Raw genomic sequence first — 18,623 nt, forward strand, 5'->3', positions numbered from 1 at the left:
ACGTCGCGCCGGACGTCGCGCCGGCCGTCGGGTCGTTCGCCTGCGGACTGCGTGCGCGTGCACTTGCCGTGCGAGAACCGGCTTTGCGCTTCCTCGGCCGGGAGACGAGCTGATCCGCCACGATGTAGAGGATCGCGCCGCCCAGGAAGCCGACCGTCGTCGGAATCAGCCCGCCATCCTCGGCGGCCTCCTCCACGAGCTCGAACGCGAGCGTCGAGATGAGCACCCCCGCACCGAGCGCCATGATGCCTGCGACGAGGCGCTGCGGAATGTCGACGAACCAGGCGACCGCAGCACCGACGAGAAGCGTCCCACCAGCGATGAGTCCGCTCAGCGCTGCAAGCCATACGCCATCCATGGCGCCAACCTAGTCGCCGCGATCGTTGAACGAGCGAGGCGCGACGAACGCAAGCCACGCGCTCGCCCGTTCGGCGACCGCAGACCGCACGCCGCAGGCCGCAGGCCGACTCAGACGGTCGCGGCCTCCCGCGCCCGGAGGTCCTTGCGGAGGATCTTGCCGGCGGTCGACTTGGGGATCGCCTCGATGAACTCCACGCGACGCACCTTCTTGTGCGGGGCCACCTGCTCTGCGACGAATGCCATGACCTCTTCCTCGGTCAGACCTGCGTCGGGCGCGGGCACGATGAAGGCCTTGGGAATCTCCTGCTTGTCCTCGTCCAGCACGCCGATGACCGCGGCATCCATCACCTTCGGGTGACTGAGGAGCAGTGCCTCGAGCTCGGCCGGAGCGATCTGGTAGCCCTTGTACTTGATGAGTTCCTTGACCCGATCGACGATCGAGAAATAGCCGCCCTCGTGGTACACGGCGATGTCGCCGGTGTGGAGGTAGCCGTCGGCATCGAGCGTCTCGGCCGTGGCCTCGGGCTGGTTGAGGTAGCCGAGCATCACGTTCGGCCCCTTGACCCAGAGCTCGCCCGGCTTCGTCACGCCGTCGGCGCCGACCTCGGTGATCTCCTCACCGGTCTCGGTGTCGATGAGCTTGTTGAGCGTGTTCGGCAGCATGACGCCGACCGAGCTCACCGGGATGTCGTAGCGATCGGTGGGCATCGCGTGCGAGACAGGGCTCAGCTCGCTCATGCCGTACCCCTGCATCATGCGGGCGTTGATGCGGCGACCGGCGGTCTCCGCGGTCTCGCCATCCAGCGGCGCAGCCCCCGAGAACACCGTGTGCACGCTCGAGATGTCGAACTGGTCGACGATCGGATGCTTGGCCAGCGCCACCGCGATCGGCGGCGCGATGTAGAGGTAGGTGCACTGGAACTTCTGGATGTTCGTGAGGAACTCGACGAGGTCGAACTTCGGCATCGTCACGAGACTCGCCCGCTGACGCAGCGCGAGGTTGAGGAGCACCGTCATGCCGTAGATGTGGAAGAACGGCAGCACCGCCAGCACGCGGTCGCTCTCGCTGAGGTCGAGCGCCACACGGCACTGCGCCACGTTCGCGACGAGGTTGCGATGCGAGAGCATCACGCCCTTCGGGATGCCGGTCGTCCCCGACGAATAGGGCAGCACCGCGACATGCGTCGCCGGATCGAACGACACCTCCGGAGCCGCCGCACCCTCGGTGAGCAGCTCCCGCAGGTTCGAGTGCCCTGCGGCGCCGTCGAGCACGATGACGCGCTCGTGCGGGATGCCGACAGCCTCGGCGGCCGTGGCGGCCTGGGGGAGCAGCGGGCTGACGGTGATGAGCCAGGTGGCTCCGGCATCCCGCAGCTGCTTCTCGATCTCGCCCGCCGTGTAGAGCGAGTTCACCGTCGTCACGGTCGCGCCCGCACGCAGGATGCCGTGGAACACCGTCGCGAACGCCGGGACGTTCGGGCACAAGAGACCCACAACTGTGTGGACCTCGACGCCACGTGCCGCCAGCGCGCCCGCGAACAGATCGATCTGCCCGCGCAGAGCGCCGTACGTGGTCTCGGCGCCGGTGGCCGGATCGATGAGCGCGACGCGCCCCAGATCCTCGTCCGTCAGGCTCGCGAAGAGGTAGTCGTAGATGCTGAGCTCGGGGATCTCGACATCAGGTTGGGGGCTGGTGAACACCGGATCTCCTTTGATCGGGCGGCGTGAGTCGCCGTGGGCAGGGCCAGGGCCGCGCCGTGCGACCATCATGCCATCCCGACCGCGGAATCTGGCACGCGATTCCGCGAGATGTGGAACGCAGTGTCAGTCCGGTGCACCCGGCCGCCGCAGCGGCGGCCGGGTGGAGCCGGTGTCAGCGGGCAAGAACGGGTTGACGGCCACCCGCGGCGAGCCGTTCGGCGGCTAGACCCTCGGCCGCCTCGAGCGGGGTGACCCCACGCGACTCGGCCTCCTCGAAGATCCGGCGGACGGTGTCGCCGATCTGCCCGACACGCTCCATGATCTCCGTGCGGGTGCCGAGCTGCTTCGCCTCGAGATCGAGATAGATCACACCACCCGCGTTCACCACGAAGTCGGGGGCGTACAGGATTCCGCGACCGGCCAGTCGCCCCGCGCCGCTGTGATCGGCGAGCGGGTTGTTCGCGGGTCCGCACACAGCCTTCGCGTCGAGCGCGTCGATGACCTGATCCGTGAGCAGGCCGCCGATGCCGGCCGGCACGAACACATCGGCGGGCACGAGGTGCTCCTCGCCCGGGCTGACCCAGTCGGCGCCGAGCTCGGCCGCCAGATCGCGCTTGGCCGGGTTCACGTCGGTGACGGTGAGGCGGGCACCCTCGGCCGACAGGCGCACGGCGAGACGGCTGCCCACCTGTCCGAGACCCGAGATCGTGATGCGGCGACCCTCGACGTCGGCGCTGCCCGCGACGCGCTCGAGCGTCGCGCGGAGGGACTCGTAGACCCCGAGGCTCGTGGGCCCGGCGGGCTCGCCCGAGCCGCCGACCGCGTCGGGCAGCCCGACGACGTGCTCGGTGCGCTCGCTGACGACGAGCATGTCGTCGGTCGTCGAGCCGACGTCCTCGGCGGTGCGGTAGAGGCCGTGCAGCGATTCGACCGCGTCGCCGAGGTCGAGGAAGGCGGCGCGACGCCGGTCGGCGTCGAGGGTCGTGCCCGGCGGCAGGGCGATGACGGACTTGCCGCCGCCCGCGTCGAGACCGGCCGCGGCGTTCTTGAGCGTCATGGCGGCCGACAGGCGCAGCGCGTCGCCGAGCGCGTCGCTCCAGTGCGGATACGTCCACAGGCGTGCGCCGCCGAGAGCCGAGCCGAGCACGGACGAGTGCAGGGCGACGGTGATGAACAGGCCGCTGCGCCGTCCGGTGATCACCTCCACCCGCTCGTGTGCGAAATCGGGCAGGGGCAGGGTGGGCACAGTGTGCGTCATCGCGATACTTCCTTCGGCGGGCCTCGTGGGCAGTGCGCTGCGGACGCCGCGGCGTTGCGACATCCACCCTTATTGGACACCGGTTCGTCGGATTGTTCAAGCCTGCCGTCGGCGAGTGGGCAGAATGCGCGGTCGATTCGCAGCATGCTGCGCAGGTGTCAGCAGAGTGCGCGCCGTCGATAGCATCGATGGATGCCAGACGCCTACACCCACGGTCACCACGAGAGCGTCCTGCGGTCGCACCGCTGGCGGACCGCCGAGAACTCCGCCGCCTACCTGCTGCCTCACCTGCGGCCCGGCGTCTCGGTGCTCGACGTGGGGAGCGGACCGGGCTCGATCACGGCGGATCTGGCGACCCTGGTTGCGCCCGGTCGCGTCGTCGGGACGGATGCCTCGGCCGACGTCGTCGTACAGGCGGCCGCCGATCACACGGCTCCCGGCCTGTCGTTCGAGGTGGGCGACGCTTATGCCCTGCCGTATGAGGACGGCGAATTCGACGTCGTGCACGCCCATCAGGTGCTGCAGCACGTCGACCGGCCGGTCGACATGCTCCGCGAGCTCGGCCGCGTCGCCGGACCGGATGGCCTCGTGGCCGCGCGCGACGTCGACTACGAGGGCGTGATCTGGTACCCGCTCATCCCGGCGCTCGACGAATGGCTCGCGCTCTACCTCACGACCCACCGGAGCGTCGCGGGTGAGCCCGCCGCCGGTCGCCGCCTCAAGGCGTGGGCGCGCGAGGCCGGGCTGACCGACATCCGTGCCACCGCGTCGCTGTGGCTGTTCGAGGACGAGGCCGACCGCGCCTGGTGGGGCGGGATGTGGGCCGACCGCGTGCTGCAGTCGGCGTTCGCCGACTCGGCGCGCGCGACGGGCGCCGATGATGCGCAGCTGCAGCGCATCTCGGAGGGCTGGCGGGAGTGGGCCGCGGCCGAAGACGGCTGGCTGCTCATGCCGCACGGCGAGATCCTCGCCCGCGGGCCGCGTCGTTAGGCTGATCCGATGACGACGCCCGCCTCGCTTCCCGCCCGCAGCCGTCTCGTCCACGATGCGATCCGTGCCATCGGCATCACCGGCGACATCGTCGTGCTCCCGGATGCCGCCTCCACCGCAGCGCTGGCGGCCGCGGCGCTCGGAGTCGAGGTCGGCGCGATCGCCAACAGCCTGGTCTTCTCCTGCGACGGCGCACCGCTCCTCGTCATGACCAGCGGCGCCCACCGCGTCGACACCGCCGCGCTCGCCCAGCGTCTCGGTCTCGGGAAGATCCAGCGCTCGACACCTGAGCAGGTGCGCGAGGCCACCGGCCAGGCGATCGGGGGTGTCGCGCCCACGGGGCATCCGTCGCGGCTGCGCACCATCGTCGACGAGGACCTCGCCGGGTACCCCGAGATCTGGGCGGCCGGAGGCACGCCGCACACCGTCTTCCCGATGACGTATGACGAACTCGTGCGCCTCACGGACGGCACCGTCGCCAAGGTCGACTGAGCGCCCGCCGGCCGGTCACTCCCGCAGGATCTCGCGACAGACGATCGCCGCTGCCGCCGACCAGGCCTGCGGCCGACACGCCGCCGGATAGGGCGTCGGCACGGAGGTCGCGGACGCCGGGTCGCCGGAATGCAGTTCCGGCACCCTGTAGGCGAACCCGTCGGCCGCCGCCAGCAGGCCCTCGACCACGCGGCGAGCGGGATCCCAGAGCCCCGCACGCGCCATCCCGTGCGCACAGATCGCGCTGTCGTGGGTCCAGACGCTGCCGCCGTGGTACGACAGCGGCCAGTAGCCTGCGGCCGCCGTGGACATCGTGCGGATGCCGTACCCGCTCGACATCGTCGGCCCCACGAGCAGGGACGCGACATGGGCTTCGTCGACCGGGTCGAGCAGGCCGGTGCCGAGCAGATGGCCGATGTTGCTGGTGAGCGTGTCGACCGGCCGCTTGTCGCGATCGAGGGCGATGGCCGGGTAACGGCCCTCCGGAGTCTGTACCCAATACGCCTCGGCGAACCGCGCGCGCAGTCCGGCCGCCCACATGCGCAGATCCTCCGGCGCGGGTGCCGCGAGGTCTGGATCCAGGTCGTCGCCGAGCGCCTCGAGCAGGTCCGCCCCCGACATCGCCGCCTCGTACGCGTACGCCTGCACCTCGCACAGCGCGATCGGCCCCTGCGCGAGGGTGCCGTCGCGCCACTGGATCGAGTCGCCGGAATCCTTCCAGCCCTGGTTGGCGAGTCCGCGCCCGGTGCGGTCGACGTAGTCCAGGAAGCCGTCGCCGTCGCTGTCGCCGCGGTCGATGATCCACCGCAGCGCACGGACGAGCGCCGGAAGCAGGTCGCGGACCTCGGCCTCCGGCATCCCTGCCCGCCACGCGTCCGCCAGGACGCACACCCACAGCGGCGTCGAGTCGACGCTCCCGTAGTACAGCGGCGGCAGGACGATGCCCTCGCCGGGCATCTCGAGCGTCGTCGCGCGCAGCTCGTGCAGGATCTTGCCCGGCTCCTGCGCGGTGTCGGGGTCGTCCTCAGTGCCCTGCAGCCGGGCGAGCACGCGGAGAGTGGATGCCGCGATGCCCACGTCGACCGGCAGCGCGAGCCGCGCGGACCAGAGCGCGTCGCGCCCGAACAGCGTGAAGAACCACGGCGTCCCCGCGGCGAAGAACTCGTCCTCAGGGTGGTCGGGAAGCGCCAGGCGCAGGGCGTCGAGGTCGCCCAGTGCCGTCTCGAGCCATCGGGCGAGCCGGGGCTGATCGGCGCGGACCTCCGCGGCCATCGCGGCCGGATTCCAGGTCGCGGGACCCGACGCCTCACGCACCACCAGTGCGTCATCGCGAAGGTCGACCGACCACGACACCTCGGTGCGGCCACCCGGGGTCACCTGCACCGGCCAGGTCGCGACGATCTCGTCGCCCTCGTGCTCGACTCGCGCGGCGGCGGCGCGCAGGACGAACCGCTGCGGGCCCGCCGAGACGGTGGCTGCGGCATCCTGCTCGATCTGGATGTCGACCGGGCGGGAATCGGGGAGGCCGGCCTTGACGTCGTGGAGCAGCGCGAACTCGGGACGGAGTCGCAGCGAGAGCGTCGTCGTGATCGGCGTCGTCAGCCGCGAGGCGATCGTCAGCGTCTCGGTGAGCCGCCCCGCCGCCACGCGGCGGTCGCGCGTCAGCCGCACCTTGGGATCCGGGGTGGGGTCGTCGAGGCCGCGCAGCAGCCCGCCGAACACGATCCGGTCGGCGCCGTCGGGCGCGGCCGAGATCCACTCGATCGCCGAGTCCGCGCACGCCAGCGCGATCGCCCGGATGTGCCGCACATCCGCGTGATAGACGCCGTCGATGGCGGCGGCCCCGAGCCCCCCGTGAGAAGCCGACCAGGCCTGCGTCGGTGCGCGGAAGACGATCGTCGCCTCGTTGAGCAGGGGCTGTAACGCCTGCAGAGGAGTGGTGGACGGGGGGAGCGAGGCGGGACTCATTCCTTGACGGCTCCTTCGCTGGCATTCATGATCCGTCGCTGGAAGATGAAGAACATGACGGCGACGGGGACGGTCATGATCAGCGCCGCAGCGAGCTTGATCGGATACTGGCTGCCCTGGCTCAGCTGGCCCGACGCCAGCGACGCGACGCCCTTCGTGAGGGTGGTCAGCTCAGGGGACTGGGTCGACACGATGAAGTGGGAGAGCTCGTTCCACGAGCCCTGGAAAGACAGGATGATGATCGTGATGAGCGCCGGGCGGGCCATCGGCAGCACGACCGACCAGAAGATCCGGAACGTGCCTGCGCCGTCGATACGCGCCTGCTCCTCCACGGAGACCGGGATCGACTCGAAGAAGTTCTTCATGATGAACACCCCGGCGGCGTCCACCAGAAGCGGAAGGATCATTCCGGCGTAGGAGTCGTAGATGCCCAGCTGGTTGATGACGAGGAACCGCGGGATGAGGAGCACCACGCTCGGAACGGCCATCACGGCGATGACTCCGGCATACACGACGCCGCGCCCGCGGAAGTTGAGCCGGGCCAAGGCGTACCCCGCGAGAGACACGAAGAACACGCGCCCGAGCGTGACGCTGATCGTCACGATCGAGGAGTTGCGGAACCACACGGGGAAGTCGCTCCGGAGGAACAGCCGCTCGTACGCGGCCGTCGTCCATGTCTGCGGAACAAGGCCGACGGGGTTGCTCGCCGCTTCGGCGTCGGTCTTGAAGGACGTGCCGATCTGGACCAGGAAGGGATAGATGTAGAACAGAGCGATCGCGACGAGCAGGACGTACAGCGCGATCTGCCAGCCGATGCGTGCCGTCTTGCGGCGGGCATCCGATGGCGTCCGCGGTGCGGGCGTCTGCGACACCACCGTGGGGGCGGCGTCGATGGTCGTGCCGGTCATGATCGCCCTCTCGTCTCAGCGGGATCGGGCGGACTCGGCACCTGGTCGGCGGCGACGGTCGCCGGCGTGGCCGTGGCGGGGCGGGTGGGCAGCTGGTACTGCCGCGCACGTCGCCGTGAAACGGGGCGGTCGCGCAGCACCCAGCGCTGGAAGATCGTGAACAGCACGATGATCGCGAACAGGATGAACGCGATGGCGGCGCCCTGTCCCCAGTGCTGGTCCAGGAAGCCCGCGTCGTAGGAGAGATACGCCGGCGTCAGCGTGGTCTTGCCGGGCGCGCCCTGCGTGCCGGTGTAGATCTGGTCGAAGACCTGCCAGCAGCCGATGAGGCCGAGAGTCAGCACCGTGAACAGTGCCGGCTTCAGCTGCGGCAGGGTGACCCGCCAGAACCGCTGCCAGGCGTTGGCTCCGTCGACCATCGCAGCCTCCTGGATCTCGGGTCCGATGTTCTGCAGTGCGGCGAGGAACAGCAGCATGAAGGTGCCGCTCGTCGTGAAGATCCCCATGAGGATGATCGCCGACATCGCGACGGAGGGCCCGGCGAGCCAGTTCCACCACGACACGCCGAGGAAGTCGTTCTCGGTCAGGACGGCCGGCCCATCGGTGATGCCCACCGCTGCCAGCGCGTTGTGGAGGATGCCGCGCGGGTCGGCCCACCAGTTCGGACCGTCGATGCCGATGGCGGCGAGGATCGCGTTGACCGGACCGATCGCGTTGAAGAGGAAGAGCCAGAGGACCATGATCGCCACGGTCGCGGTGACGGAGGGGAAGTAGAACGCGGTGCGGAAGAGGCCGCGACCACGCAGGACTGCGCCGTTGACGAGGACCGCGAGGAAGAGCGACAGCGCTGTCTGCAGCGGCACGACGAGGACCACGTACCAGGCGTTGTTGCGCATCGCCGTGCCGAAGTCGCGCGTCGCGAGGCCGTCGCCCGTCGTGACGGCGGCGTAGTTCTCGAGTCCCACGAAGCCGACGCCCGACGAGAAGGGGCTGCCCCGGCCCGACCAGTCGGAGAAGCTCACCCACAGCGCCATGAGCACCGGGACGAGCAGGAAGACGCCCAGGATGATGATGACGGGGAGGGTGAAGATCCACCCCGCGGCGGCCTCGCCGCGGCGGATCCCCGATCGGGGGCTCCGCGCGCGGCGAGGCGCGGTGGCGGTCGCGGTCATGGCTCGCTCAGCCGACGATCGCCTCGAGGTTCGACTGCACCGAGTCGAGGATCTGCTGCGGGTCGCCGGTCTTCAGGCCCTCGAGCTGGGCGTTGAAGTCGGTGATGACGTCCGCCGTGCCGTCGTACGTCGGGATGCCCTGCGCGTAGTCCGCACCCGCGAGGAACGCAGCGAGGTCGGGGTTGTCGCTGGTCCACTGCTCTGCGGCGGACTCGATGGAGGGCATGACTCCGAACGCCTCGGAGAAGGCGAGCTGCTGCTCGGTGCTCGTCAGGTACTGCACGAGGTCGAGTGCGGCCTGCTGGTTGGGGCTGTCAGCAGCCATGCCCCAGCAGTTCGTGTACTGCAGTGTGCCCTTGCCCGCAGGGCCCTCGGGGAGCTCTGCGACCACGTACTGCACGTCGGGGAAGTCGTTGGTCATCGCGCCGGTGATCCAGTTGCCCTCGATGGTCATCGCGGTCAGCTGCTTGCCGAACGCCTCGCCGCCCCATCCCGCACCGACGTCAGAGGAGTAGGCGAACGTCCCCGCCGCCATGTTGTCCTTCACGTAGGTGAGGGCGTCGACGTTCTCCTGGCTGCTGGCGATCGCCTCGCCGTCCTTCACGAGGCCGCCACCCGCCTGGGCCATGAACGCGCCCACGCGCTGGTACTCGGGTCCGAAGCCGAGGCCCACGACGCCGTCCTTCGTCAGCGTCTGCGCCACGGTCGCCAGCTGCTCCCACGTGGTCGGGACGTCGGCGTCGGTCAGGCCGGCGGCATCCCACAGTCCCTTGTTGATGACGAGAGCGAGCGTCGAGAAGTCCTTCGGCGCGCAGTAGAACTCGTCCTCGAACGTGAAGTTCTCGACGAGCGACGGGTAGAAGTCGTCCTTGTTCTCGAGCTGATCGCCGTAGGCCACGAGCGAGCCGTTCCCGGCGTAGCCGGCGAGCGCCTCGGTTGCGAGGTAGAACAGGTCGGGCGGATCGCCCGCCGCGAAGCCCTGTGAGAGTTGCTGCGGGAGGTCGTTGGCGACCTGGACGCTGGCCTCGACGCCGGAATCCTCCGACCACGCCGCGACGGCGTCCTCGACGGCGGTCGTCTCCGCGTCGCCCGACGTGCCGATGAGGATCGTGAGGGCGTCATCGCTCGAGGTGAACTCACCCGAGCCGGCGTCGCCGCCCCCTCCGTCGTCGTCGAATCCGGAACCGCAGGACGTGAGTGCCAACGCTCCGGTGATCAGGAGCGCACCCGCCCCGAGGAGGCCGCGTGTGGTGTGCCGTGTCATGAGTCTCTTCTCCTTCGATGAGTGCTTCGGGATCGGCATCGATCGCGCATGTGCTGTCGAGCGACTCTGCGGTGCTCGGAATTTGAACGATCAAAGTCCGTTCGTGATGCCACGGTAGAAACTGTCGGCCGCGAGTGTCAAGGGGGTTGGCGCGCCCCGTAGGATAACGATTTGAACGATCCGATCCGGCGCCGATGGGGGAGGAGAACGATCATGGCGAAGCCGCCTACAGTCGAAGATGTCGCGCTCGCCGCAGGTGTCTCGCGCCAGACGGTGTCGAACGTCCTCAACACCCCCGGCATCGTGCGCGAGAAGACGCGTGAGCGGGTGCTGCAGGCGATCTCGGACCTGGGCTACCGCCCGCAGGTGGCGGCGCGGCGGCTGCGCACGCGCCGCAGCTCGACCATCGGCATCCACCTCGACCCGTACGCCGGCGGGATCTCAGGAGTCGTCCTCGACCGATTCGTGCACGCACTGACCGAGCACGCGAGCGACCGCGGCATGCGCATCCAGCTCTACGCGGCGCGATCGCCGGCCGAGGAGATCGACCGCATGCGCGAGCTCACCGACGGCGGCGAGATCGACGCGGTCGTCATCACGGGCACCTTCCCCGGTGACCCCCGCACGCGATGGTTGGCCGACCGGGGCATTCCGTTCGTCTCGTTCGGGCGCCCTTGGGGCGAGGACGACGTGGCGGCCCCCGCCCACCTGTGGGTGGACGTCGACGGGGCGGCGGGAACGCGCGCCGCCACGGTCGAGGTGCTCGCACGGGGCGGCTCGCGAGTCGCCTTCCTGGGCTGGCCGGCCGGGTCGGGCACCGGTGACGAGAGGGAGCGGGGCTGGCGCGAGGCGATGGCGACCGCGGATGCCGACGGCCGCCGGCTGGTGAGCGAGGAGGGCGTGGGTCTCGCCCGAGCCGTCGTGGACGAGTTCCTCGCGGACGGCGAAGGGGTCGACGGGATCGTCTGCGCCAGCGACGCCCTCGCGATCGGTGCGCACTTGGCGGCCGCCTCGGCCGGCATGGCCGAGCTGCCCATCATCGGGTTCGACAACACCCCGGCCGCCGAGGCGATGGGGCTCAGCAGCGTCGAGCAGCTGCCGGAGCGCGTCGCGGTGGGCGTCCTGGAGCTGCTGATGGGGGCGTCGGGGAGCGTCGTCGCGCCGCGGACTCCGACCGCCGGGTCGGCGCACGTGCTCGTCGAACCGCAGCTCGTGCTGCGATAGCCGCTGCATCTGGAGCGCTGCGGCGCTGCGGTTCACGGGGTGCGGCTCACCGCATCCGTGGCGCCTTCCGCCTTCGGCGTCGCGCGCTCCGCCGCGCGGGGCAGCCACATCAGCGCGATCACGCCGCTCAGCAGGTACAGGCATCCCTGTGCCTCCAGCAGCGGAAGGAGTCCGATCGCGCCGTCGGAGAGAGCGCCCAGCAGGATGCCGAGAGCCTGCCCGACGGCGCTGACCAGCCCGACCGCGGCGAACACGGCACCACGCTGCCGCGGCTCCGACTGCTCCTGCAGCACGCTCATCAAGCCCGCGATCATGATCACGCCCGGCGCCCCGACAGCCGCGAACAGCACGACGTACGGCCAGACGTCGGTGGTGACCGCCGGAAGGTTCCAGGTGACGAGGGACAGCGCGCCGAACGCGAACAGGCTGGCTGCGGTCAGCGCCCGCGGCGACGATCCGCGTGCGATGAACCCGAGGACCACGCCCGCGACGACAGCGCCGACGGCCTGGATGCCGCGGAGCAGCCCGACGTCGGCATCCGAACCCCGCAGCGGGCCGAGCGCGAACAGCACGAAGAGCACGAGGAACATGCCCTGGGCCACGCTCGAGACGAGGATGACCGCGAACGCGCCGCGCAGCCGGGGGATGCGCAGTGCCTCGAGGAGACCGACCGGGCGCGCGGCGGCGGGGTCGGTGCTGGCGGTATCGGCGGTCGCATCGGCGCTGCCGGCGCCGGCGCTCGCTCCGCCGGTGTCGTGTGCGGCCGCCTTCACCGCGGGGAGCGTCGCGATGAGCACGGCCGAGATGACATACGAGATGGCGTCGGCGGCGACGATCAGGCCGAGATCGCCGACCGCGAGGAGGATGCCGCCGAGCGGGCCGCCGATGAGTCGGCCGAGGTTCTGGTTCAGGCCGATCAGCGCGTTGGCCGAGACCAGGCGCGCGGGGTCGACCAGGTCGGGCAGCAGCGTGTTCTTCGCCGGCTCGAACAGCGTGCTGAGCGAGGCGTGCACGACGATGACGGCGTACGCCAGCGGGAGGTCGGCGACCTCGTTCACCCAGAGGAGGGGGAGGAGGGCGAGGGCCTGGCCGATGTTCACCGCCACCATGATCCAGCGCCGGTCGAACCGGCCGATGAGCCGGGCGGCGAGCGGCGCAAGCACCACCGCGGGCACGAGTTCCAGCAGGAACGCGATCGACGTGCCGAGCGCCGAGCCCGTGAGCTGGAACACGACGAGCGGAAGCGCGATGAACAGCAGCCAGTCGCCCGTGTCGGAGATGAGCCCGGCCGCCCAGAGCCGGCGGAACGCGGGAATCGCGAAGGCGGTGCGGGAGGTCATTTCGCGGCCTCGCCGAACGTCGGGCGCGGGAACGCCAGCAGCGAGAGATTCGCGATCGCGGCGTCTTCAGGAGCATCCTGGCGCGTCGCCGCGATGTACGGGCGGACGATGGCGTCGATGCGCTCGACGATCGACCGCAGCTCGTCGGGGCTGACCTTCACGCCGTACTGGGCGTGGGCATCGACGTCGCGCCAGGCGCCCTCGATGCGGTCGCGGTGCCGCACATGCTCGCGGGCCAGCTGGTAGTCGAGCCGGATGGAGGCCTCGAGCATCGCGGTCGCGCCGGCGACGACCGACGGGTCGTCGGAGTCGAGGTCCAGACTCAGACCGGTGATGGTCGCGCGCCACGGCCGCTCGCGACCGTCGTCGGACTCGACCGGCTCGACCAGGCCGTGCTTGGCCAGTACCCGCAGGTGATAGCTGCAGTTGGACGGGTTGTCGTCGACCGCTCGCGCGCACTCCGAGGCGGTGGCCGCACCGTGCGACATCAGGAAGCTCAGCAGATCGAGGCGCACCGGGTGGGCGAGGGCGTCGAGGGCCGCCGGGTCGGTGATCGTGCGTCTGATCTCGGAGTCGGCCATGATCGTCCAATCTGAAAGGTCGTTTCAGATTATGCGCGCGGATGGTGAGATCTGCAAGAGCCTTTCAGAGTTTCGGTCTCGCGGGACGTGCGCCACGGATCCGCCGGCCGAGTTCCGTCGCCATGGGTGCGACGAGAGCGGCGAACGCCGCAGGGTCGCGCTCGCCCTCGGCGGGGTAGGTGACCGCGATCGCCGCGATCGGCCAGCCGACGTGGTCGAGCACGGCGACGCCGACCGACCCGAGCCCGAGCGTGACCTCACCGTCTTCGAAGGCCCAGCCCCGCACCCGCACCTCGCGCAGCAGCTCGCGCAGCTCGCTCGGCCGGCGCGGACCGCGGCCGGTGCGGTCGGCGAAGGCCGCGGCATCCGGGAAGAGCGCCCGCACCTGCTCTCGAGGAAGCGCCGCGAGCATCGCCCGGCCCGTCGCCGTCAGGTGCGCCGGCAGACGCACGCCGACGTCCGTCACGAGCGCAGGCCTGCGCGGCGCGCGCTCCTCCACGATGTACAGCACATCGCGGCCGTGCATCACGGCGAGGTGCGCGCTCTCGCCCGCGCGATCGACGAGATCGGCGAGCACCGGGCGCCCGAGACGCGCGAGCGGCTCCTGGCGCGAGTAGCCTCCGGCGAGCTCGAAGGCGGCAAGGCCCAGACCCCATCGCCGCTCCTCGGGAAGGTGCACCACGAAATGGTGCTCCTGGAGGGTGGCGAGCAGGTGATACACGCTCGAGCGAGGGATGCCGAGCGCCGTCGCGATGGCGCTCGCCGGCGCCGGTCCGCGCTGACGCGCGAGGAACGACAGGATCCGCAGCGTCTGGTCGGCGGCGGGCACCTGCGGGCGCGAAGGATCCGCGGGTCGCGGGTCGGGGGAAGAATCCGCGGTCCGCGGGTCTCGGGATATCTCCTGGCTGTCTGGCATGACAGACACAGGATGGCACGCTGCGCTGTCGCGCGGCAGCCCCGCGGTGTGGAATCGGAGCATGACCACCGTCACGCCCCCTCCCGCGAGCGACACCGCCGCCGTCACCAGCGGTGCGGTCACCGTCGGCGCGGCGCCCCTCAGCCCCGCGGACGTCGTCGCCGTCGCCCGGCGCGGCGCGCACGTCGCCCTGTCGCCCGAAGCACTCGACCGCGTCGCGAACACCCGCGCCCTCGTCGAAGGGCTCGCCGACGACCCCGAGCCGCACTACGGCATCTCGACGGGCTTCGGCGCGCTCGCCACCACGTTCATCGCCGCCGAGCGCCGTGTGCAGCTGCAGGCGAGCCTCATCCGTTCGCACGCCGCAGGCACCGGCCCCGAGGTCGAGCGCGAGGTCGTGCGCGCCCTCATGCTGCTGCGGCTGCAGACCCTCGCCACCGGCCACACCGGCGTGCGCCCGGTCGTCGTCGAGACGTACGCGGGCATGCTCAACGCCGGCATCACGCCGATCGTCCGCGAATACGGCTCGCTGGGCTGCTCGGGCGACCTCGCCCCGCTGTCGCACGTCGCGCTCGCCGCGATGGGCGAGGGGCGCGTCCGCAACGCCGACGGCGATGAGGGAGAGGCCGCCGACGCGCTCGCCGCGGCTGGCCTGACACCGCTCGTGCTCCGCGAGAAGGAAGGACTCGCGCTGATCAACGGCACCGATGGCATGCTCGGGATGCTGCTGCTCGCGCTCCACGACATCTCGCTGCTCCTCGACACCGCCGACGTCGCCGCGGCCATGTCGGTCGAAGCGCAGCTGGGCACCGACGCGGTGTTCGCCGCCGACCTGCAGGCACTGCGCCCCCAGATGGGCCAGGCGGTGTCGGCCGCGAACCTGCGTGCCGTGCTGGCCGGCTCGCCGATCGTGGCGTCGCACCGGGACCCGGCGGTCTGCACGCGGGTGCAGGACGCGTACTCGCTGCGCTGCTCGCCGCAGGTGCACGGCGCCGCACGTGACACCGCCGACCATGCGCTGATGATCGCCGCGCGCGAGCTCGCCGCCGCGGTCGACAACCCGGTCATCACCGACGACGGGCGCGTCGAGTCCAACGGCAACTTCCACGGGGCGCCCGTGGCATACGTGCTCGACTTCCTGGCCATCGCCGTCGCCGACGTCGCCTCGATCTCGGAGCGCCGCACCGACCGCGCCCTCGACCCCGCCCGCAGCAACGGACTCCCGCCGTTCCTCGCGCACGAGGTGGGCGTCGACTCGGGCTTCATGATCGCCCAGTACGCGGCGGCGGGGATCGTCTCGGAGCTGAAGCGACTCGCGGTGCCGGCATCCGTCGACTCCATTCCGTCGTCGGCGATGCAGGAGGACCACGTGTCGATGGGGTGGGCCGCCGGCCGCAAGCTGCGCCGAGCGATCGACGGGCTCTCCCGGGTGCTCGCGATCGAGGTGCTGACGGCGTCCCGCGCCCTCGACCTGCGCGCACCCCTGCAGCCTGCCGCCGCCACCGGCGCCATCCGCGATCTCGTGCGCACCGTCGCCGGTGGGCCCGGTCCCGACCGGTTCCTGTCGCCCGAGATGGAGGCGGTGACCACGCTCGTGGCGTCGGGCGCCGTCGCCCAGACCGCCTTTCAGACGACCGCCGTTCAGACCACCACAAAGGAGTGAGATGTCCGTTTCGACAGGTTCGACCACCGGCGTGAAGGCCCCCACGGTGCGCGCACCGCGCGGCCCGGAGCGCACCGCCAAGAGCTGGGGCGCCGAAGCCGCCAAGCGCATGCTCATGAACAACCTCGACCCCGAGGTCGCCGAGCACCCCGAAGACCTCGTCGTCTACGGCGGCACCGGCCGCGCGGCGCGCAGTTGGGCGGCGTTCGACGCGATCGTGCGCACGCTCGACGAGCTCGAGCCCGATGAGACGCTGCTGGTGCAGTCCGGCAAGCCCGTCGGGGTGTTCCGCACGCACGAGTGGGCGCCGCGAGTGCTCATCGCCAACTCCAACCTCGTCGGCGACTGGGCGACCTGGCCCGAGTTCCGCCGGCTCGAAGAGCTCGGCCTCACGATGTACGGCCAGATGACGGCCGGCTCGTGGATCTACATCGGCACGCAGGGAATCCTGCAGGGCACGTACGAGACGTTCGCGGCCGTTGCGCGGTCGCTCGGCCGCGACGACCTCGCCGGCACGCTCACCCTCACGGGCGGCGCGGGCGGGATGGGTGGTGCGCAGCCGCTCGCCGTGACGCTCAATGGCGGAGCCGTGCTCGTCGTCGACGTCGACGAGTCGCGCCTCGCCCGCCGCGTCGAGCACGGCTACCTCGACGAGTACACGACCGACCTCGACGCCGCCCTCGCGCGGGTCGTCGCCGCGAAGGCCGCCGGCGAGGCGCTCTCGGTCGGCGTCGTCGGCAATGCCGCCGAGGTCTTCGGCGACATCCTGCTCCGCCACCGCGCGGGCGAGGTCACCGTCGACATCGTCACCGATCAGACGAGCGCACACGACCCGCTCGCGTACCTGCCGGTGGGCGTCGCGTTCGAGGACTGGAAGGCGGAGGCCGCCCGCGATCCCGAGGCCTTCACCGCCCGCGCCCGCGGCAGCATGGCGAAGCACGTGGCCGCGATGGTCGGATTCCAGGATGCCGGCGCCGAGGTCTTCGACTACGGCAACTCGATCCGCGCCGAGGCGCAACTCGGCGGCTTCGAGCGCGCCTTCGACTTCCCGGGCTTCGTGCCGGCGTACATCCGCCCGCAGTTCGCCGAGGGGCGCGGACCGTTCCGCTGGGTCGCCCTGTCGGGAGACCCCGAGGACATCCGCAAGACCGATGAGGCGGTCAAGGCGCTCTTCCCCGACAACGCCGGGCTCGTGCGCTGGCTCGACAAGGCGAGCGACGCCGTGCACTTCGAAGGCCTGCCGGCGCGCATCTGCTGGCTCGGCTACCAGGAGCGCCACCTCGCCGGCCTCAAGTTCAACGAGATGGTGGCCTCAGGTGAGCTGTCCGCCCCGATCGTCATCGGCCGCGACCACCTCGACGCAGGCTCCGTGGCGAGCCCGTACCGTGAGACCGAGGCGATGGCCGACGGGTCCGACGCGATCGCGGACTGGCCGCTGCTCAATGCGCTCCTCAACACCGCGTCCGGCGCGGCGTGGGTGTCCATCCACCACGGGGGCGGTGTCGGCATCGGCCGCAGCATCCATGCCGGGCAGGTCACCGTCGCCGACGGAACTGCCCTCGCCGCGGAGAAGCTCGCCCGCGTGCTCACGAACGACCCGGGCACCGGTGTGATGCGCCATGTGGACGCCGGCTACGAGCGGGCCAAGGAGGTCGCGCGCGAGCGCGGGCTCCAGGTGCCCATGCTCGATGCGTGACATGGACGGACGGATGCCGTGAGTGCGACGCTGATCGCCAACATCGGTGAGCTGACGACCAACGTCGAGCGCGACGGCGATCCGTGCGGCACGCTGCACGACGCGGCGGTGCTGATCGAGGGGGACCGCATCGCGTGGGTGGGCGCCGGGGCTGAGGTCGACGACGTCTCGTCCCGCTTCGCGCGCTCGGAGGCCCGCGCGTCGGTCGTGGATGCCGGCGGTCGGGCGGTCATCCCGGGCTTCGTCGACAGCCACACGCACCTGGTGTTCGGCGGCGACCGTGCCGACGAGTTCGAGGCGCGCATGACCGGCACGCCGTATGCAGCCGGGGGCATACGGCGGACGGTGGCGGCGACGCGCGCGGCGACAGACGACGAGTTGCGCGCCCGTCTCGCCGGTTTCGTGACCGAACTCCACCGTCAGGGCACGACGACGTTCGAGATCAAGACGGGCTACGGGCTCACCGTCGCCGACGAGGAGCGGCTCGCACGACTGGCCGCCGAGGTCACCCCGGAGGTGACCTTCCTCGGCGCCCACGTCGTGCCCGCGGAGTATGCCGATCGGCGCGACGCCTACGTCGACCTCGTCTGCGACGAGATGCTCCGTGCCTGCGCTCCGCACAGCCGGTGGATCGACGTGTTCTGCGAGCGCGGTGCCTTCACCGCGGAGGAGTCGCGGCGGATCCTCGCCACCGGCGTCGCGCACGGCCTCCAACCGCGCGTGCACGGCAACCAGCTCGGACCGGGCGAGGGCGTGCGCCTCGCGGTCTCGATGGGTGCGGCATCCGTCGACCACTGCACCTATCTCGACGATGACGATGTGATCGCGCTGGCCGGCTCGGACACGGTCGCGACCCTGTTGCCCGGCGTCGAGTTCTCGACGCGCCAGCCCTATCCCGACGCGCGGCGGCTGATCGACGCCGGAGTGACGATCGCGCTCGCGAGCGACTGCAACCCGGGCTCGAGCTTCACGAGCTCGATGCCGCTGATGGTGGCCCTCGCCGTGCGCGAGATGGGCATGACGCCGTCCGAGGCGGTCTGGGCGGCGACCGCGGGCGGCGCCCGCGCGCTGCGCCGCGACGACGTCGGCG

At 71.0% G+C, this 18,623-nt stretch carries 16 protein-coding genes; 6 read left to right on the forward strand and 10 right to left on the reverse strand.

Going from position 1 to position 18,623, the window contains the following annotated elements; translation table 11 throughout:
• The 3 genes from VIP82_RS09265 to VIP82_RS09275 all read right to left on the reverse strand — a co-directional run.
• Positions 1-358, reverse strand: a 358-nt coding sequence (locus tag VIP82_RS09265) for a ZIP family metal transporter (RefSeq protein WP_414684647.1), incomplete at its 3' end; no start/stop codon positions are given.
• 110 nt (positions 359-468) lie between these two features.
• The gene (locus tag VIP82_RS09270; RefSeq protein WP_331907850.1) at positions 469-2,061 is read right to left on the reverse strand and encodes an AMP-binding protein; all 1,593 of its coding nucleotides are present in this window, start codon (positions 2,059-2,061) and stop codon (positions 469-471) included.
• Between the two features lie 172 nt (positions 2,062-2,233).
• Positions 2,234-3,319 carry a Glu/Leu/Phe/Val dehydrogenase family protein gene (locus tag VIP82_RS09275; protein WP_331907852.1) on the reverse strand — a complete coding sequence of 362 codons (1,086 nt, stop codon included), beginning with the start codon at positions 3,317-3,319 and terminating at the stop codon, positions 2,234-2,236.
• 192 nt (positions 3,320-3,511) lie between these two features.
• Here VIP82_RS09275 and VIP82_RS09280 point away from each other — a divergent pair, with 192 nt between their 5' ends.
• Both VIP82_RS09280 and VIP82_RS09285 read left to right on the forward strand, forming a co-directional pair.
• Positions 3,512-4,309 carry a methyltransferase domain-containing protein gene (locus VIP82_RS09280; protein WP_331907854.1) on the forward strand — a complete coding sequence of 266 codons (798 nt, stop codon included), beginning with the start codon at positions 3,512-3,514 and terminating at the stop codon, positions 4,307-4,309.
• Between the two features lie 9 nt (positions 4,310-4,318).
• Positions 4,319-4,801, forward strand: a complete 483-nt coding sequence (locus tag VIP82_RS09285) for a YbaK/EbsC family protein (protein ID WP_331907856.1) — start codon at positions 4,319-4,321, stop codon at positions 4,799-4,801.
• 15 nt (positions 4,802-4,816) lie between these two features.
• Here VIP82_RS09285 and VIP82_RS09290 read toward each other — a convergent pair whose 3' ends face one another.
• From VIP82_RS09290 to VIP82_RS09305, 4 genes are read right to left on the reverse strand one after another with little or no spacing between them, the layout of a single operon-like run.
• Complete coding sequence (locus VIP82_RS09290) at positions 4,817-6,769, reverse strand: glycogen debranching N-terminal domain-containing protein (protein ID WP_331907858.1); 1,953 nt, start codon at positions 6,767-6,769, stop codon at positions 4,817-4,819.
• Positions 6,766-7,677 carry a carbohydrate ABC transporter permease gene (locus VIP82_RS09295; protein WP_331907860.1) on the reverse strand — a complete coding sequence of 304 codons (912 nt, stop codon included), beginning with the start codon at positions 7,675-7,677 and terminating at the stop codon, positions 6,766-6,768. The genes VIP82_RS09290 and VIP82_RS09295 overlap by 4 nt, the downstream gene beginning before the upstream one ends.
• Positions 7,674-8,849, reverse strand: coding sequence for a carbohydrate ABC transporter permease (locus VIP82_RS09300; RefSeq protein ID WP_331907862.1), 1,176 nt, complete (start codon positions 8,847-8,849; stop codon positions 7,674-7,676). Before VIP82_RS09300 ends, VIP82_RS09295 begins: the two co-directional genes overlap by 4 nt.
• 7 nt (positions 8,850-8,856) lie before the next feature.
• Positions 8,857-10,113 carry a sugar ABC transporter substrate-binding protein gene (locus tag VIP82_RS09305; RefSeq protein ID WP_331907864.1) on the reverse strand — a complete coding sequence of 419 codons (1,257 nt, stop codon included), beginning with the start codon at positions 10,111-10,113 and terminating at the stop codon, positions 8,857-8,859.
• A 213-nt stretch (positions 10,114-10,326) separates the two neighbouring features.
• Between VIP82_RS09305 and VIP82_RS09310 the strand changes: the two genes are divergently transcribed.
• Positions 10,327-11,337, forward strand: coding sequence for a LacI family DNA-binding transcriptional regulator (locus tag VIP82_RS09310; protein ID WP_331907866.1), 1,011 nt, complete (start codon positions 10,327-10,329; stop codon positions 11,335-11,337).
• A 32-nt stretch (positions 11,338-11,369) separates the two neighbouring features.
• Here VIP82_RS09310 and VIP82_RS09315 read toward each other — a convergent pair whose 3' ends face one another.
• The 3 genes from VIP82_RS09315 to VIP82_RS09325 form a co-directional block, all read right to left on the reverse strand.
• Positions 11,370-12,677, reverse strand: a complete 1,308-nt coding sequence (locus tag VIP82_RS09315; protein WP_331907868.1) for an MFS transporter — start codon at positions 12,675-12,677, stop codon at positions 11,370-11,372.
• Entirely contained in the window at positions 12,674-13,258 is a 585-nt protein-coding gene (locus tag VIP82_RS09320; protein WP_331907870.1) for a winged helix-turn-helix domain-containing protein, read from the reverse strand. The genes VIP82_RS09315 and VIP82_RS09320 overlap by 4 nt, the downstream gene beginning before the upstream one ends.
• A gap of 64 nt (positions 13,259-13,322) precedes the next feature.
• Positions 13,323-14,087 (reverse strand): IclR family transcriptional regulator, encoded by a 765-nt coding sequence (locus VIP82_RS09325; RefSeq protein WP_331907872.1) that lies wholly within the window; start codon positions 14,085-14,087, stop codon positions 13,323-13,325.
• Positions 14,088-14,235: 148 nt separating this feature from the next.
• Here VIP82_RS09325 and hutH point away from each other — a divergent pair, with 148 nt between their 5' ends.
• The 3 genes from hutH to hutI all read left to right on the forward strand — a co-directional run.
• Positions 14,236-15,837: a histidine ammonia-lyase gene (hutH, locus tag VIP82_RS09330; protein ID WP_331907874.1), complete on the forward strand. Its 1,602-nt coding sequence runs from the start codon at positions 14,236-14,238 to the stop codon at positions 15,835-15,837.
• A 1-nt stretch (position 15,838) separates the two neighbouring features.
• Positions 15,839-17,533, forward strand: a complete 1,695-nt coding sequence (gene hutU, locus VIP82_RS09335; RefSeq protein WP_331907876.1) for a urocanate hydratase — start codon at positions 15,839-15,841, stop codon at positions 17,531-17,533.
• An 18-nt stretch (positions 17,534-17,551) separates the two neighbouring features.
• On the forward strand, positions 17,552-18,623 hold a 1,072-nt coding region (gene hutI / locus VIP82_RS09340; RefSeq protein ID WP_331907878.1), incomplete at its 3' end, for an imidazolonepropionase.

The organism is Microbacterium sp., assembly GCF_036566905.1.
Classification (GTDB): Bacteria; Actinomycetota; Actinomycetes; order Actinomycetales; family Microbacteriaceae; genus Microbacterium.

Coding starts and splice junctions, on each gene's coding strand:
- VIP82_RS09275 (WP_331907852.1), bottom strand. CDS start 3,319: ATGACGCACACTGTGCCCACCCTGCCCCTGCCCGATTTCGCACACGAG.
- VIP82_RS09280 (WP_331907854.1), top strand. CDS start 3,512: ATGCCAGACGCCTACACCCACGGTCACCACGAGAGCGTCCTGCGGTCG.
- VIP82_RS09285 (WP_331907856.1), top strand. CDS start 4,319: ATGACGACGCCCGCCTCGCTTCCCGCCCGCAGCCGTCTCGTCCACGAT.
- VIP82_RS09290 (WP_331907858.1), bottom strand. CDS start 6,769: ATGAGTCCCGCCTCGCTCCCCCCGTCCACCACTCCTCTGCAGGCGTTA.
- VIP82_RS09295 (WP_331907860.1), bottom strand. CDS start 7,677: ATGACCGGCACGACCATCGACGCCGCCCCCACGGTGGTGTCGCAGACG.
- VIP82_RS09300 (WP_331907862.1), bottom strand. CDS start 8,849: ATGACCGCGACCGCCACCGCGCCTCGCCGCGCGCGGAGCCCCCGATCG.
- VIP82_RS09305 (WP_331907864.1), bottom strand. CDS start 10,113: ATGACACGGCACACCACACGCGGCCTCCTCGGGGCGGGTGCGCTCCTG.
- VIP82_RS09310 (WP_331907866.1), top strand. CDS start 10,327: ATGGCGAAGCCGCCTACAGTCGAAGATGTCGCGCTCGCCGCAGGTGTC.
- VIP82_RS09315 (WP_331907868.1), bottom strand. CDS start 12,677: ATGACCTCCCGCACCGCCTTCGCGATTCCCGCGTTCCGCCGGCTCTGG.
- VIP82_RS09320 (WP_331907870.1), bottom strand. CDS start 13,258: ATGGCCGACTCCGAGATCAGACGCACGATCACCGACCCGGCGGCCCTC.
- hutH (WP_331907874.1), top strand. CDS start 14,236: ATGACCACCGTCACGCCCCCTCCCGCGAGCGACACCGCCGCCGTCACC.
- hutU (WP_331907876.1), top strand. CDS start 15,839: ATGTCCGTTTCGACAGGTTCGACCACCGGCGTGAAGGCCCCCACGGTG.